Annotated in this window: 15 protein-coding genes and 1 pseudogene; 8 read left to right on the forward strand and 8 right to left on the reverse strand. The window is 72.4% G+C overall.

Annotated elements, in window-relative coordinates; translation table 11 throughout:
* Positions 1–5: 5 nt before the first annotated feature.
* Positions 6–1,055, reverse strand: a complete 1,050-nt coding sequence (locus AB0N31_RS18630; RefSeq protein WP_366059462.1) for a rhamnogalacturonan acetylesterase — start codon at positions 1,053–1,055, stop codon at positions 6–8.
* A gap of 191 nt (positions 1,056–1,246) precedes the next feature.
* Here AB0N31_RS18630 and AB0N31_RS18635 point away from each other — a divergent pair, with 191 nt between their 5' ends.
* Positions 1,247–2,929 carry a rhamnogalacturonan lyase B N-terminal domain-containing protein gene (locus AB0N31_RS18635; protein WP_366059463.1) on the forward strand — a complete coding sequence of 561 codons (1,683 nt, stop codon included), beginning with the start codon at positions 1,247–1,249 and terminating at the stop codon, positions 2,927–2,929.
* A 15-nt stretch (positions 2,930–2,944) separates the two neighbouring features.
* On the opposite strand, the gene AB0N31_RS18640 is transcribed toward AB0N31_RS18635, so the two are convergent.
* From AB0N31_RS18640 to AB0N31_RS18650, 3 genes are all read right to left on the reverse strand, one after another.
* Positions 2,945–4,357: an RICIN domain-containing protein gene (locus tag AB0N31_RS18640; RefSeq protein WP_366059465.1), complete on the reverse strand. Its 1,413-nt coding sequence runs from the start codon at positions 4,355–4,357 to the stop codon at positions 2,945–2,947.
* A gap of 251 nt (positions 4,358–4,608) precedes the next feature.
* A complete protein-coding gene (locus AB0N31_RS18645) occupies positions 4,609–5,739 on the reverse strand; it encodes an aminoglycoside phosphotransferase (protein WP_366059466.1) in 1,131 nt (376 codons plus the stop codon).
* A 31-nt stretch (positions 5,740–5,770) separates the two neighbouring features.
* Positions 5,771–7,054: an amino acid permease gene (locus AB0N31_RS18650; protein WP_366059483.1), complete on the reverse strand. Its 1,284-nt coding sequence runs from the start codon at positions 7,052–7,054 to the stop codon at positions 5,771–5,773.
* A 254-nt stretch (positions 7,055–7,308) separates the two neighbouring features.
* Between AB0N31_RS18650 and mmuM the strand changes: the two genes are divergently transcribed.
* Both mmuM and AB0N31_RS18660 read left to right on the forward strand, forming a co-directional pair.
* Positions 7,309–8,307 carry a homocysteine S-methyltransferase gene (gene mmuM / locus AB0N31_RS18655; protein ID WP_366059467.1) on the forward strand — a complete coding sequence of 333 codons (999 nt, stop codon included), beginning with the start codon at positions 7,309–7,311 and terminating at the stop codon, positions 8,305–8,307.
* A gap of 529 nt (positions 8,308–8,836) precedes the next feature.
* Complete coding sequence (locus AB0N31_RS18660; RefSeq protein ID WP_366059468.1) at positions 8,837–9,850, forward strand: hydroxyacid dehydrogenase; 1,014 nt, start codon at positions 8,837–8,839, stop codon at positions 9,848–9,850.
* 91 nt (positions 9,851–9,941) lie between these two features.
* Here AB0N31_RS18660 and AB0N31_RS18665 read toward each other — a convergent pair whose 3' ends face one another.
* Positions 9,942–10,349 (reverse strand): RidA family protein, encoded by a 408-nt coding sequence (locus AB0N31_RS18665; RefSeq protein WP_366059469.1) that lies wholly within the window; start codon positions 10,347–10,349, stop codon positions 9,942–9,944.
* 168 nt (positions 10,350–10,517) lie between these two features.
* Here AB0N31_RS18665 and AB0N31_RS18670 point away from each other — a divergent pair, with 168 nt between their 5' ends.
* Both AB0N31_RS18670 and AB0N31_RS18675 read left to right on the forward strand, forming a co-directional pair.
* Positions 10,518–10,901 carry a helix-turn-helix domain-containing protein gene (locus tag AB0N31_RS18670; RefSeq protein WP_366059470.1) on the forward strand — a complete coding sequence of 128 codons (384 nt, stop codon included), beginning with the start codon at positions 10,518–10,520 and terminating at the stop codon, positions 10,899–10,901.
* A gap of 250 nt (positions 10,902–11,151) precedes the next feature.
* Positions 11,152–12,195, forward strand: a complete 1,044-nt coding sequence (locus AB0N31_RS18675; RefSeq protein ID WP_366059471.1) for a substrate-binding domain-containing protein — start codon at positions 11,152–11,154, stop codon at positions 12,193–12,195.
* A 124-nt stretch (positions 12,196–12,319) separates the two neighbouring features.
* Here AB0N31_RS18675 and AB0N31_RS18680 read toward each other — a convergent pair whose 3' ends face one another.
* Entirely contained in the window at positions 12,320–12,976 is a 657-nt protein-coding gene (locus tag AB0N31_RS18680) for a ThuA domain-containing protein (RefSeq protein ID WP_366059473.1), read from the reverse strand.
* Positions 12,977–13,130: 154 nt separating this feature from the next.
* Positions 13,131–13,736 carry a hypothetical protein gene (locus tag AB0N31_RS18685; RefSeq protein WP_366059474.1) on the reverse strand — a complete coding sequence of 202 codons (606 nt, stop codon included), beginning with the start codon at positions 13,734–13,736 and terminating at the stop codon, positions 13,131–13,133.
* A gap of 36 nt (positions 13,737–13,772) precedes the next feature.
* Here AB0N31_RS18685 and AB0N31_RS18690 point away from each other — a divergent pair, with 36 nt between their 5' ends.
* Positions 13,773–14,018, forward strand: a complete 246-nt coding sequence (locus AB0N31_RS18690) for a Tn3 family transposase (protein WP_366059475.1) — start codon at positions 13,773–13,775, stop codon at positions 14,016–14,018.
* Here the strand turns inward: AB0N31_RS18690 and AB0N31_RS18695 are convergent.
* Positions 13,972–14,130, reverse strand: a pseudogene (locus AB0N31_RS18695) (SDR family oxidoreductase); the annotation flags it as partial. The gene AB0N31_RS18690 and the pseudogene AB0N31_RS18695 sit on opposite strands and share 47 nt — an antisense overlap.
* 125 nt (positions 14,131–14,255) lie before the next feature.
* Here AB0N31_RS18695 and AB0N31_RS18700 point away from each other — a divergent pair.
* Together AB0N31_RS18700 and AB0N31_RS18705 are read left to right on the forward strand one after the other, a co-directional pair.
* Positions 14,256–14,405, forward strand: coding sequence for a hypothetical protein (locus AB0N31_RS18700; RefSeq protein WP_366059476.1), 150 nt, complete (start codon positions 14,256–14,258; stop codon positions 14,403–14,405).
* A gap of 58 nt (positions 14,406–14,463) precedes the next feature.
* Positions 14,464–14,949 (forward strand): hypothetical protein, encoded by a 486-nt coding sequence (locus AB0N31_RS18705; protein ID WP_366059477.1) that lies wholly within the window; start codon positions 14,464–14,466, stop codon positions 14,947–14,949.
* Positions 14,950–15,344: the final 395 nt, after the last annotated feature.

Genomic DNA, 15,344 nt, shown 5'->3' on the forward strand with positions numbered 1-15,344 from the left:
GGTGTCTATCCCACCCGTACGAGGCCCTCCGGCACCAGATGCAGGGCGACGAGTTCGTCACGGACCAGGCCGGCGTAGACGGTGGCGCCGTGCACCGAGGTGTGCGTGTTGTCCCGTTTCTCGTTGTAGAGGTACAGGGCCTTGGATCCTTCCACGCCCAGGGACTCCACCAGGGCCTTGGTCTTCGCCGTGAGGTCGATCAGCGGGACGCCGTGCGCCGCGGCGACCGAGCGGACGACGGCGGGGTGGTCGACGCCGAGGCCGTTGACCAGCAGGGCCGTCCCGTTGTTCAGCGTGCCGTCGGCGTTGAACCAGCGGCGCACGATCGGGGTGACGAGGACCGGCTCGCCGCCCTTCGCGCGGACGCCGGCGACCAGCGTTTCCAGGTTCGCCCGGTAGGTCGCCTCGTCGGTCGTCTTGTCGTTGTGGGCGAGCTGGATCAGCACCAGGTCGCCGCGGTGGATCCGCGGCTGGACGGTGGCCCACAGCTGCGGGTTCCCCAGATAGGTGACCGTGCTCTCCCCGGAGTCCGCGTGGTTGGCGACGGAGACGCCTTTGCGCAGGTACTGCGGGAGTTGCTGGCCCCAGCCCGAGTAGGGGTCGCCCGGCTGGTCGCAGACCGTGGAGTCGCCGACGAGGAAGATCTGGCGGGAGTGCCGGGCGGGGGTGACGCGGATGTCGGCGAGGGCGGGGGCCGAGCCGCCGAGGACGAGGTCCAGGCCGGGGGTTCCGTCGGCGCCGGTCGGTTCGCCCTCGGGTGTGCGGACGTTCACGGTGAAGCTGCGCGCGACGCGCTCGCCCGCCGCGACGGCGGTCTCGGGGAGCAGGGCACGCCGGGTCTCGCCGCCGACGGCGGTGCTCGACGCGGCCTCGCCGCCGAGGAGGACCTTCACGTCGTAGGTGCCGGGCGGTACGTCGAAGTGGCAGGCGGTGGCGGTGCAGCCGGCGATGCCGAGCGGCGGGCCCGCGCCGTCGTCGGCCCGGGCGGCGGGTACGGCCGTCAGGACGGTGGCCAGGGCCAGCGCCGCCGGCACGGCGGGGGTGAAACGTCTCACTTGCGGCTCCTCGGTCGCGGCAACAGGACCTGGCGGAGGACCGTACCGCCTTCGGCAAGCGCTTTCTAGACCCCAGGGCCATTTCGCGGGATCACCAACTCCCTTCCAGTGAAAGCCCTTTCGCGAAATCGATTCAACTGCCACGCTGACCAGTCACCCGCACCCCCACACCTCCCGAAGGAGGCACCCCCATGTCCGGATCCGACAGCCCCCGGCCGGTCCGACGCCGCACCTTCGTCCTCGGTACCGCGGCCGCCGCCGGCACCGCCGCGCTCGCCGGCCCCCTCGCCGGCCCCGCGTCCGCCGCAGCCTTCGGCTGGACCGACGACGGCGCGAACCACGTCGTCGACACCGGCGCCGGCCTCGTCTTCAAGGTCAGCAAGACCAACGGCGACCTGACCTCGCTGGTCCACCGCGGCGTGGAGTACCAGGGCTACGGCGGCATGAACTCGCACATCGAGTCCGGCCTCGGCGCCTCCACCGTGTCGGTGAAGCAGTCCGGTTCGACGATCCTGATCTCCGTCGCGTACGGCACGCTGAAGCACTACTACGCGGCCCGCAGCGGCGAGAACAACATCTACCTGTGGACCTACAAGGCCGACACGTCCGTCTCGGCGACCCGTTACATCCTGCGCGTGCGAAAGGGCCTGTTCCTCAACGACGAACCGGACTCCTACACGTACACCACCAGCACCGTCGAGGCCTCGGACGTGTTCGCGAAGTCCGACGGCCAGACCCGCTCCAAGCACTACGCGAGGCGGCGGGTCATGGACTACGACCACATCGGCTGGAGCGCCGGCGGCGTGGGCCTGTGGATCGTGCGCAGCAACCACGAGAAGGCCTCCGGCGGCCCCTTCTACCGGTCCCTGCTGCGCCACCAGAGCGCGGACGGCGGCGGCCTGTACGAGATCCTCCACTACGGCCAGAACCAGACCGAGGAGCAGCGCTTCGGCCTCCAGGGGCCGTACGTCATCGCGTTCACGGACGGCGGCGCCCCCTCGTCGTCGCTGTTCCCGGGCACACTGACCACGCCGTGGGCGGACTCGCTGGGCATCGCCGGGTACGTCGGCGCCGGCGGCCGGGGCCGGGTCGCGGGCGTCGGCATCACCGGGCGGAACACGACGTACCCGTACACGGTGGGGCTGGCCAACGCGGCTGCCCAGTACTGGGGTCCGGCGCGGGCGTCGGACGGCCACTACTCGATCGGCGGGGTGCTGCCGGGGACGTACACGCTGACCGTGTACAAGAGCGAGCTGGCGGTGTACAGCACACAGGTGACCGTGTCCGCCGGGTCGACGACCACCCTCAACACGATCGCGATCCCGGCCACGAACGACCCCGGCAACGCGAGCGCCGTCTGGCGCATCAACGAGTGGACCGGCTCGCCCGCCGGCTTCAAGAACGCCGACCTGATGACGTACGCGCACCCCTCCGACGTCCGGGCCGCCTCCTGGACGGGCAACGTGGTGATCGGCAGCGGCAGCGAGACCTCCGCCTTCCCCTGCTACGTCTGGAAGGACGTCAACAGCGGTCTGCTGGTGTACTTCCGGCTCACCGCGGCCCAGGCCGCCGCCGCGCACACCCTGCGGATCGGCGTGACGACGGCCTACGCCAACGGCCGCCCGCAGGTCGTCGTCAACGACACCTGGACCTCGGCCGTCCCCTCCCCGCCGACCCAGCCGAACACGCGGTCACTGACCAACGGCTCCTACCGGGGCAACAACCACACCTTCACCTACAGCGTCCCGGCGAGCGCCTGGCGGACGGACACCGGTCAGTACAACGTGCTGAAGATCAATGTGGTGAGCGGTTCGGGGACGACCGGCTTCCTCAGCGCGGGGACCGCTTTCGACGCGATCGACCTCCTGGCCTGAGGAACCGAGGAAACGTCAGGTGCCGCGCGTCCACTGCTGGTTCGTGCCTCCGTTGCAGGTGTACGTGATGACGGCGGCGGAGTTGGCGGTGGACGCGCCGTTCACGTCCAGGCACTCGCCGCCGGCGCGGGACCTGACGTTGACGTAATTGCCCGACGTGGTGAGCGACCACTGCTGGGCGGTCGCCGTGGCGTCGCAGTTCTCCTGGGTGACGGTGTTCGCGTTCTCCCGCACGCAGAGGGAACTGTTCCTGACGACCAACTGGTAGTAGCCGCTTCCGACCGGCTTGAACCAGTACTTCTGGTTGCCGCCGCCGTTGCAGTCGTACTGCTTGATCTGCGCGCCCTGCCAGAGGGACTGGCCGGTGACGTCGGCGCACCTGGCGGAGTGCCGGGCGATCAGCGTGTCGTACGTGGCGCTCGTGCCGGTGACCGTGCCCGCGGCCGTGTCGATCGTGACCTCCGGGGACCAGGTCAGGGACATCGAGGTCGAGGTCGGGAAGGTCACCGGCAGCCACACGGAGCGGGAGTCGTTGACGGTCCCGCCGAAGGAGTTCCCCCAGCGGTCGCCCAGGTAGAGGTAGGAGGTGCCCGAACTGCCCTGCACCGGCAGCACGTACGCCGTCTGCGAGCCGAACGCCGTCGAGTCGCCGACGTTCGTCATCGCGGACCAGGGCCCGGCCGGCGAGGTGGCGGTGGCGTACTGCTGCTGGTTGGGGCTCCAGCCGGTCGCGCCCGAGGTCAGCATGAAGTAGACGTTTCCGCGCTTGAACAGCGCCGGGGCCTCGCGGTGTCCGCCGTGCCAGGGGTCGGCGACCAGACTCGCGACACCGGTGTAGTCGGCGGTGAGCCGGTAGATCTGGAGGTCGTAGTTCTCGCGGGCGGCGGAGACCATGTACCCGGCCCCGTCGGTGTCGACGAAGACGGTGAGGTCGCGGGACATGTGCTGCCCGAGCGGGCGGAAGCTGCCCCGCCACGCGTAGTCGCCGTCCACGGTGGCGGAGACGGCGACGGCGGCACGGGCCTCGCCGTAGTCGATGCCGTTCTCCTTGTGCATCCACATGACGAACATGCCGGTGGACGCGTTGTACACGACCTTCGGCCGCTCGATGTTGGCGGTGGCCAGCTCCGGGTCGCTCGCCTCGGTCAGGACGTGGTTGCGGAACTCCCAGTTCTTGAGGTCGGTGGACCGGTAGGCGTCCACGTACCGGAACGTGTTGTCGGCGTTGCGGTTCTCACCGAACCAGTAGTAGTAGGTGCCGACTTTGAGCACCCCGCCGCCGTGGGCGTGCACGGGGGCGCCCGAAGTGTCCTTGAACTGGACGCCGTTGGCGACGGTCTGGGGGTCGGCCCACGCCGGGCCCGCGGTGGCGAGGGCGCCGGTCAGCGCCAGACAGAGGGCGAGCAGGACCGCGTACGCACGTCTCATGTCACGCACTCTCCTTCGAGGACGAGGGGAGGGGCCGCACGCGGCTGCCGCTCGCCCGGGGGTCGTCACCGCCATGAGCCGCCTTCGGGCGTTCGGGACCTCGAACGGCAGGGGGAACGACGAACGCCGAAAAGGTAAGGGCGCGCCGCGAGGAGGTCAACGGGTCCGACGAGACAGGGAGAAAGCCCTTTCGGCCCGGTCCCGGCAGCCTTCCGTGTCAGCCGCCACGGCGGCTCGGCCGGGCGCGCCCGTCACCGTCCGCTCGGCGCCTGCGGGAATCCGACCTGGGGCGCCAGCCGGCGCGCCTCCGCCGCCCACCGTGCCAGGAAGGCCAGCGTCGTCCCGCGTTCCCGGTAACGGAGTTCGGCCGGCACCGTCCGCGCGCCGCCGTAGTCCCGCTGCTCCTCCCCCGCCCGCGCCAGCATCAGGGCGGTGATCCAGTCGTACTTCACCGCCGACGCGCACACCCCCAGCCGTACGAGCCGCTCGTCGCCCCGCCATCCGCTCTGCCGCAGACCATGGAGATAGGCGTCGTACGCCGCCGCCGCGTAGGCGGGCAGGCGGGCGGCGGGCAGGAACAGGTCGAGAACGGTGTCGGGGAGGTAGTTGCCGAGGTCCTCGCCGAGCGCGCCGTCGCCCGCGAAGGCCCAGTCGAGGACGACGGAGGCCGGCGGACGCACGCCGTCCGCGCGGACGTTCGCGGGCCACAGGTCGAGATGGCTGAAGGCGCGCGGCAGCTTCTCCATGACCTGGAGGAACCACTCCCGGTCGTGGTGCAGGCGGACCATGGCACCGCGCAGGCCGGGCGGGAAGTGGTCGCGCACCAAAGGCTGCCGCCATGCCTCGTCGTCGTCGAGGAGGTCGAGTCCGAGGGTGTTGCTCTCGACGTACTGGCGCAGGAACCGTCGGGTCAGCCAGGGCCGGTCGGTCGCGTCGGGGGCTCCCCGTGCTCCCTGGGCCGCGCCGAGCCTGTGGGCCTGTTCGACGTGTCGCTCGACCGTCCAGGAGGTGGCGGGCTCGCCCGGGACGTCCTCGAGCCACAACGCCACGTCCCCGTCCGGCCGTTCGACGCACGCCAGCAGACCGGGCGCACGGATGCCGTACGGCCGCCACGTCTGCGCCAGGCCGGACGCGTAGACGTGGGCCTCGCGCCGCCAGTGGTTCCAGTGCCGCGGGTCGTCCGAGGCGGCCCAGCGGCCCTCGGCCGCCTTCCTGCGGGTCAGCACCTTCAGCACCGCCGACCGGTCGCCGGCACGAACCCGCCACACGCCGGCGGTGACCCCGTTCTTCGGGTTGTGCACGAGGGGTTCGACGGACGCCCGGCCGGCGCCGGGGCCGAGGACCTCGCGGGCCTCGGGCTCCGGGGCGGCGATGTCGGTCACGCGCCCAAGATACTCACGCCGGTCGGCACGGTCACCCGGTCGGCGCGGTCGGCTCCGGCGTCTCCCGGCGGCCGCGCAGCCACACGTACACCGGGATGCCTGCGAAGAGGAACAGCGTGCCCTGGTAGACGGCGGCGTAACCGGCTCCCGCGATCAGCCAGAAGGAGAAGCCGAAGGAGAGGGCGGCCACGACGAGGTCACGGACCAGCCCCGCGGGACGGACGCGTTCGCGGGTGCCGCGGGCCAGCCAGTACAGCTGGGCCGCGGCCGACAGCAGGTACGGGACGCAGCCGGTGAACGTGGTGATGAGGACCAGCACGCGGAACGTGGTGTCGGGGCCCGCCGTGTAGTTGAGGCCGATGAGCACCGTGCCGAGGACGGCCACGGCCCACACGCCGAAGCCGGGCACGCCGCCCTTGCCGACGCGGGCGAACGGCCGCGGGAACAGTCCGTCGCGGGCGGCGGCGTACGGCATCTGCGCGGCCAGCAGGATCCAGCCGTTGAGGCAGCCGACGATGGAGGCGACGGCGACCAGGGAGATGACGGTGCCGCCCCAGCTGCCGCCCGTGATCGCGTTCACGGCGTCGGCGAAGGGCGCTCCGGAGTCGACGAGCCGCTCGTGCGGGACCAGGCCGAACACGGCGACCGTGCCCAGCAGGTAGACGAGCGCGGATCCCAGCGTGCCGAGGACGCTCGCCCGGCCGACGGTGCGTTCCGGGTCGTCGACCTCTCCCGCGCTGACGGCGGCCGACTCCACGCCGAGGAAGCTGTAGAGCAGGAGGGCGGCGGAGGCGGCGAGCGCGCCCGGAACGCTGTCCCCGGAAGCGTTGAACGGCCCGAAGTTGTCGGTGTCGACGAAGAACAGACCGACCGTGGCGACCACGAGCAGCGGGACGAACTTCAGGACGGTCGACACGATCTGCACCGCGCCCACCCAGCGGGTGCCGGCGAAGTTGGCGGCGGTGGGCAGCCACAGCGCGGCCAGCGCGACGGCCGCTTCGAGGGTGTGGCTGCCGTGCAGCGGCACCAGCACGTCGACGTAGCCGACGACGGCGACGGCCAGCGCGGCGATGCTGACCCAGCACATCGTCCAGTACGACCAGGCGGACAGAAAGCCGGCGAAGGGGCCGAACGCGTCGCGCGGGTACACGTACAGGCCGCCGGTGACGGGGCTGCGGCGGGCCAGCCTGCCGAAGAGAAGAGCGAGGAGGAGCGCGGCCACGGAGAGGACGACGAAGGCGAGCAGGCTGACCGTGCCGTACGGGGCGACCGCCGCGGGCAGCGCGAAGATGCCGCCACCGATGATGTTGCCCATGACGAGGGCGGTGGCGGCGACGAGGCCGAAGCGGCGACGGCGGGGAGCGGGTGCGGGGGCGAGACCGGTGCCGGTGTCCGGGCCGGTGTCGGAGCCGGGGGCCTCGGTGGTGTCGGAGGAAGTCATGGCGGGTCCGTACGGGTGCGGTGGGGCGGGGGGCCGTGATCGTAACCCCGCGTCCCACATCGTGGGCGATCTGTTCATCTGATGGACATCCTCGGCTCGTCCGTTCCGGGTTCGACTAGCGTCGGGGCATGACCAGCGACACCCCCTCCCCACCCGGTCCCTCCGCGCACGGCGGCTCCGCCCACGACTCTTCGGCACAGGCTTCCGGCTCGCGCCGACCCGGCCTCGCCGAGGCGCTCGCCGCCGGGACGGTGGTCCTCGACGGCGGCATGTCCAACCAGCTGGAGTCCGCCGGACACGATCTGAGCGACGAGCTGTGGTCGGCGCGCCTGCTCGCGGAGCGGCCCGAGGCCGTCACCGAGGCACACCTCGCCTACTTCGAGGCAGGCGCGAACGTGGCCATCACCTCCAGCTACCAGGCGACTTTCGAGGGCTTCGCGAAGCGCGGGATCGACCGCGAGGAGGCAGCCCGGCTGCTCGCGCTGAGCGTGGAGCTGGCTCGGGAGGCGGCCCGGCGGGCCCGGGACGGGGGCGTTCGTCGACCGTTGTGGGTGGCGGCGTCGGTGGGACCGTACGGGGCGATGCTCGCGGACGGGTCCGAATACCGAGGCCGTTACGGGCTGACGGTGGACGAGCTGGAGCGGTTTCACCGGCCCCGGCTCGAGGTGCTGGCGGCCGCCGGGCCGGACGTGCTGGCGCTGGAGACCGTGCCGGACGCGGAGGAGGCCGAGGCGCTGCTGCGGGCGGTGCGCGGACTGGGCGTGCCGGCCTGGCTGTCGTACAGCGTCGCGGGCGGCCGCACCCGCGCCGGGCAGCCGCTGGAGGAGGCGTTCGCCCTGGCCGCGGAGGCGGACGAGGTGATCGCGGTCGGTGTGAACTGCTGTGTCCCCGAGGACGTCGAGGGTGCCGTGACGACGGCGGCGCGGGTGACCGGCAAGCCGGTCGTCGTCTACCCCAACAGCGGTGAGGCCTGGGACGCCGAGACCCGCGCCTGGAACGGCCGCTCGACGTTCGCCCCCGAACAGGTCCTCGCCTGGCGGGACTCGGGCGCCCGGCTGATCGGCGGCTGCTGCCGGGTCGGTCCGGACGCGGTCGCGTCGATCGCGCGGACGCTGACCGTGGCGTGACCGGCCCGGAGCCGTGACCCCGGCGCGGACGGTTCGAATGATTCGGGCGGTTCGGGCGGTTCGGGCGACGAGTCGGCGGTCCCGGCCGGGGCCCCGCCGCGGGCGACCGGGAGTCAGTCCCGGCCGACACCTCCGGCGCGGCGCAGACGGCGGACCACCGCGCGCATCTCCGGGCCGCGCAGGGTCCGGCCGAGCCGGATGCCCGAGAGGGCGGACGGCGGGGGCGTCCCGGTCCCGCGAACGTCCTCCGGCCCTTCCGGCTCTGCCCGCTCTTCCGCGGCCCGGCGGGCGTCGGTCGACCACGGAGCGAGTGCAGGATCCCGTCGAGTCCCACGGCTCCCGGCCGGGATCACCCGTCCCGAAGCCGCCCGGCACAGCGCCACCCGGCCCGACGGCGGTCGGCCCGGTGGCAGCCGACAGCCGGTTCGGCCATCGCAAAGCCGCGTCCGACCGATTGACCCCGTCCGACGGCCCCACCTACCGTAGAAGGCGCTTTCGGAACAGGTTTCCCACGCACCCCAGGAGAGCCATGCCCAGCGCCGAGCCGCCCAGGGCCGTGTTCGCCATGGATCCGGTGCACCTCCCCCGGCTGTTCCCCGCTCCGCTCCTGAACCGGCTGCGGCGGACGGCCGACATCGACCCCTCGCTCGTCGTACGGGACTTCACCGATCCGGCCGCCGCGGCCGCGCTGGCGGAGGCCGAGGTCCTGATCACCGGCTGGGGCTGCCCCCGACTGGGCGCGGACGCGCTCGCGGCGGCTCCCCGGCTGCGTTCCGTCCTGCACGCCGCCGGCTCGGTCCGCTCGCTGGTCGGGGAACCCCTGTGGAACCAGGGGGTCACCGTCTCCAGCGCGGTGGTCGGCAACGCCGTCCCCGTCGCCGAGTACACCCTCGCGATGATCCTGCTGGCCGGGAAGGACGCGTTCACCCACCGCGAGCGCTTCCGCCGCACCCACACCCACCCCACTGCCGACGAGACGGCGCCCCTCGGCAATCTCGGCCGCCGGGTGGGCGTCATCGGCGCCTCGCGGGTGGGCCGCCGGCTGCTGGAACTCATGCGCCCCCACGCGTTCGAGGTCCTCCTGCACGACCCGTACGTCGCCCCCGCCGAGGCGGCCGAACTGGGCGCGCAGCTGGTGCCGTTGGAGGACCTGCTGCGGTACAGCGACATCGTCAGCCTGCACGCGCCCGACGTCCCGGAGACCCGTCACCTGCTCGACCGGGACCGGCTGGCTCTCGTCCGCGACGGCGGCGTACTGATCAACACCTCCCGCGGCGCGCTGATCGACCACGCCGCCCTCACGGACGAACTGGTCTCCGGCCGGCTGCACGCGATCCTCGACGTCACCGAGCCCGAGCCGCTGCCCGCCGGTTCCCCCCTCTACCGGCTCCCGAACGTGTTCCTGACCCCGCACATCGCGGGTTCCCTCGGCAACGAGCTGGAGCGGCTCGGCCGCGTCGTCGTCGGGGAACTGGAACGGCTGGCCGACGGACTGCCCCTGGCCCACGAGGTACGTCGCGCGGACCTGGCGCGGGTGGCCTGAGCCGGCCTGCGACCTCCGCGCGGACCGCCCGCGGACCGCCCGCGGGCCACCGGCCGCGCGCCGCGGGACCCGGCCCTCGCCCGGAAGCCGTTCAGTCGATGACGGCCACGGCCTCGATCTCGACCAGATGCTCGGGCACGTCCAGTGCCGCGACGCCGAGCAGGGTGCCCGGCGGCACCGGTGTGACGCCCAGCCTCGCGGCCGCCCGGGCGGCTCCCTCCAGGAACAGGGGCATCTTGTCGGGGGTCCAGTCGACGACGTAGACGGTGAGCTTCGCGACGTCGTCGAAGGAGGCGCCGGCACCGGCGAGGGCGGTGGCGACGTTGAGGTAGCAGCGTTCGACCTGGGCGGCGAGATCGCCCTCGCCGACGGTGACGCCGTCGGCGTCCCAGGCCACCTGCCCGGCGACGAAGACCAGCCGGGAGCCGGTCCCGACGGACACCTGCCGGTAGGCGTCGATCTCCGGCAGACCGCTGGGATTGAGCAGGGTGATGGCCATGTCGTCGGTCTCCTTCGTGAGCGCGTGCGAGCGCGGGTGAGGGACGGGAGCGGGCGTCGCCGGAGCGCTCCACCACACCCGTCCCGTGATCACTTGTGGTTACTCAGGAACCGTAGGAGAGTGTGGGCCGACAGGGAAGAACGCACTTTTCGGTGACTGGGGAACCAGATGGTGACCAAGCGGTACGAGGGCTCGCCCGAGGACGCGGACCTGACCCGCGCGGACTCGCTCGCGCGGGAGATCTTCTCGGACGTCGCCAACAAGTGGGCGCTCCTGATCACCGAGGTGCTCGGTGACCGCACGCTGCGGTTCAGCGCGCTGCGGGACGAGATCGAGGGCATCAGCCACAAGATGCTCACCCAGAACCTGCGCATGCTGGAGCGCAACGGCCTGGTGGAGCGGACCGTCCACCCCACGGTGCCGCCACGGGTCGAGTACGCCCTGACCGAGCCGGGTCACGCCCTGCGCGTGACGATCGACGGACTGTGCGACTGGACGCACCGGTACCTCGGCCACATCGAGACCTCGCGCCGGCGCTTCGAGGAGGCCTGACCGGGAGCACCCCCTCGCCGCGGCGCCCCGTCGCGTCGCGGCAACCCCTGCCGCCGTCCCCGCCACACCCGCGGCCGCACGCCCGTCCGCACCGCGCGACCGTTCCCCACGTCTCCCCACGTCTTCACGCCACGCCGAGGCACACCTAGGATAGCAAGCGCTTTCTGCGAGCCGTCGGTCAGGATCGGCTCCGAAAGGGCGGTGGTCGAACGTTCGCTGGCCCTCGGGCGGGCCGGAGAGGTGGTTCCCGATGGTCCGCACGGGCAGTGCGAGCGCGGCGGCCGGGCCGACCCTGGCGGTCGTGGCCCGCGAGGCGGGGGTGTCCGTGCCCACCGCCTCGAAGGTGGTCAACGGCCGCGAGGACGTGGCTCCCGAGACCCGACGCCGTGTCACGGAGGCGCTGGACCGGCTCGGTTACGTGCGCCGACCCCGTTTCGACCCGACGAAGCCGCCCCGGCTGGTCGATCTCGTGGTGCGTTCCCTGGCCAGTTCCTGGTCGGGTGCGGTCCTGCACGGCGTGGAGGAGGCGGCGCACGACGCCGGCCTGGACGTGGTCGTCTCGGCCGCCCTGTCCCGTACCCGGGCGGGCCGTCCGCAGCGGGGCTGGCTGGACAAGCTCACCGCGCGCGGCTCGGCCGGCGTGCTGTTCGACCTGGCCGAGTTGACCGAGTCGCAGTACCTGTGGCTGGAGCAGCACCGCATCCCGTTCGTGATGATCGACCCGGTGCTGGAGCCGCCGCCGGGCGTGGTGTCGGTGGGCGCGGCCAACTGGCAGGGGGGCGTGACGGCGACCGAGCACCTGCTGGCCCTCGGTCACGAGCGGATCGCGGTGATCGCCGGAGCGCGCCGCAGGATGTGCAGCACCGCCCGCGTGGCCGGTTACCGCTCCGCCCTGGCCTCGGCGGGCCTCGGCCACCGCCCGGAGTACGTCCGCCACGCCGGCTTCGACGAGTCCGTGGCCCGTCACCGCATGCGCGAGCTGCTCGACCTCCCCGAGCCGCCGACGGCCGTCTTCGTGTGCTCCGACCGGATGGCGCTGGGTGTCTACGAGGCCGTGGCGGAACGGGGATTACGGGTCCCGGACGACATCAGCGTGGTCGGCTTCGACGATCTGCCCGAGTCCCGCTGGACCACGCCGGCCCTGACGACCGTCCGTCAGCCGCTGGCCGAGATGGCGGCGACGGCTCTGCGGCTGCTGGTGCGGATGATGGACGGCGAGCACCCGGAGGGGACCCGCACGGAGCTCTCCACTCGGCTGGTGGAACGGGCGAGTACCGCACCACCGGGCCGGTAGCGAGCGCCGCACCTGCGGGCCGCCCGCACCCCGGCGGTCCCGACGACCCCGGCCATCCCAGGCGCCCCAGACGGCTCAGGCGACTCAGCGCGCAGACGTCACGCGAGCCGCACGTCCGCACGCCTCATTCCGCCACCCCGGCCGCCCAGCCGATCCCGCCGCGCAGATGGGCCACGAAGGCAGGGTCCCGGTAGGCCTCGGACGTGTGGCCGAGAGCGGTGTAGAAGACGCGGCCCGCGCCCTGTTCGCGGCACCAGACCAGCGGGTGGTCGGGGCCCATCCCCCCGCCGTCGTAGGAGGACTCGTCGGCGGTGACCAGCACGCGGACGCGGCCCTGCCCCCGGGGATCGGTGCGGAAGTCGTACCACTCGTCGGTGAAGTCCCAGACGGCCGGCAGGTGGCGGGTGGCGGGATGGCCGTGGTCCTCGACGAGTGCCCTGCCGGGCTGGAGGGCCGGATGGCGGGCGAAGCGGGCGCCGAGGAGTTCGCCGTAGTACGGCCAGTCGTACTCGGTGCAGGCGGCCGCGTGCACGCCGGCGAAGCCGCCGCCCGAGTCGACGTACCGGGCGAGACGCTCCCGCCCGGCCGGGGTCAGCACCTCACCGCTGGTGGAGAGGAAGACCACGGCCGCGTACCCGTCCAGCGGTGCTTCCAGGGCCGCCGGGTCCTCGGTGTGGTCGACGGCGAACTTCCCCGGCGCGCGTACGGCGGCCACGGCGTCCGGGATGGAGTCGTGGCGGTAGTCGGCGGTACGGGTGTACACGAGCAGGCGGGCGGTCATGACACCCGACTCTATGCGGGGCGGAGCGGGCGCTCCGGGGCGGCGTTCCAGGTCCCGGGCGAAGGTTTCGACGGAGGCGGCGGGCTCCCGGAACGGACGGCGGAGGCGGCGGGCTCCCGGTCCCGCCGCCCGGCGCCGGCCCCGCGGTGGTGACTCAGCCGCCCGCGTCGACGTCGTTGTCGGGAGCTCCGTCGCCGAACGACGGCAGGTCGCCGCGCTCCACCGGTTCGCCGCCGGCCGGTGCCGACGGCAGGAGCGTGTCGAGTTCGTCGGCGGAAGGGCGGTGCAGGTGATCGACGGCCTCACGCAGGACGTCCCGGGGCACGTCCGTGCCGCCGACACGGATGACGAAGTCCTTCTTCGGGACGGCGTACTCCGCCCACTGCCCGGCGCTGCGGTACCAGGCGTCGCCGTCGCGGACGCAGGTGACGGGTGTCGTGGCGGCCTCGGTGCCGGTTCGCCGTTCGCAGGTGGCGGCGGTCAACGTGCCCCGGTCGACGGCGAGTTGCACCTGTGTCCCCTTCTGCGGGGAGACGTAGACGGCGGAGAAACCGTCGTCGCCGAGCACGCCGACGGACTGCTGGGCGAGGGTGTGACCGGGGGTGTCGGTGGTGTACACCGCCTCCGGCGCGATGCCCAGGGCCCGTGCGCGGGAGGCCAGTTCGGCGGGGTCGGCGGGGTCGGCCCGCTCGCTGCCGCAGGCGGTGAGCAGCACGGGCCCCAGCAGCAGGACGGGGAGCAGGCGGGCGGTACGGATCATGCGGTCATCCTGCCGCACAGATGTTCCGCGGTCGCGGTGTTTCCGGGGACCGGCATCCTGGACGCGCTGCTGAACCCGGACGGCTGGGTGAAGCCGGAGATGGTGGCCACCGACAACGCCTCGTACTCCGACATGGTGTTCGACCTGTTCAAGATCCTCGGCTGCAACTTCAGCCCGCGGTTCCGCCCTGACGGTGTGATGGGCTCAGACTGCGGTGGAAGCGACGCGGGGGCTCTCATTGCGCGGTACAGCCGCCGTCGACGGGGAGCGCGATTCCCGTGACGTAGCTGGCGCCGGGGCTGCACAGCCACAGGACTGCGTGGGCGATCTCCTCGGCGGTCCCGAGCCGGTCGATGGCCTGGCCCGCTTCGGCCTGCTGACGGTCGAGTTCTCCGCCTTCGATTGAACCCGTGCAATCCGGGGGCTCGCGGCGGCTCGAATTCCATCAGATCCGTTGGTGATCGCTGACAGGGTTTGACGACAGGCAGGGGCCGATCCTCCGTACGGAAGGGACCCTCGGTGGCGAACCCGGTCTACAAGCGGGTCTCGACCGACCAGCAGTCCCCCGCCCGGCAGAACCTCGTCCTGGACGAGGCCGGGATCGAGGACCCGGTCGTCTTCGAGGAGGACGGCGGTACCTCCAGCCGCCTCCACCCCTCCAGCGGCTGAAGTTCCGCGCGCTCCTCGACTACGCGCGGCCCAGGGGGACACCGTCCACATCTCCGGGATGTTCCGCCTCGTACGCGGCACCGAGCACATCCTCGACGTGCTCGACGTCCTCCACCGCGACCGCCTCGCGCTGCGTATCCACGACGGCGCGTTCTCCGCGATGGACCTCACCGCCCGCCACCCGCGCACCGGCGAGCTGCTGTCCACCGTGAAGTTCATGGTGCAGACCCTCGCCGCCGCCGGCGAACCCCAACGCGACCTCCAGCGCGAGCTGACCTACGACGGACTGCGGGCCGCCGAGGCGAAGAGCGGCAAAGGCGGGCGCCGCCCGGCCATCCCGGCCGCGAAGACAGACACCGTCCGTACCTCTTACCTGGACGGCCGGTCCATCGCGGCCCTCGCCCGCTGCCAGCGGCTCGACGGCGCCCAGGGGGTCCCGTCGGTCCCGGCCCAGCGCACTCGTGCCGCCCGGCCCGTGATCGTTCTCACCGATAACCGCTGTACCGATGTTCCAAGCGCCGCCAATTGCATCGGACGCGAATAGGCGACACCCGACCCGGAGGTCACCTCCGAACCGCGGGCGAGCGGTCCCACCAGGGACGTTGACCTCGGCATCGCGAAAAACCACGACAGCCGTCGCGGCGGCGCCTTTGCAGGTGCGTCACTCCACCGGGCGATTGAGCTGCGAAGACGCCCCGGGTCGCATCTGATGCGAAATTCTCGCATCAGATGCGATAGACGGAGAGTGATCGTGGGCGGGTGGGGACGGTCCCGTGCCGGGATCTGCTCGACTGCGTCTGGTCGTCGGCCTGCCGCTGCTGCGGCCGGACTCCCGGGGCAGAACGCCTAGGGCGTGTTTCGAAAGTAGCGTCGTCTGCCCGAAGGGCAGGCCCGGCGGCGTCTGGTGCGTGCGATCGCAAGGCGGAGGGTCGCCCCGAT

Source organism: Streptomyces sp. NPDC051051 (assembly GCF_040682975.1).
Lineage (GTDB): Bacteria > Actinomycetota > Actinomycetes > Streptomycetales > Streptomycetaceae > Streptomyces.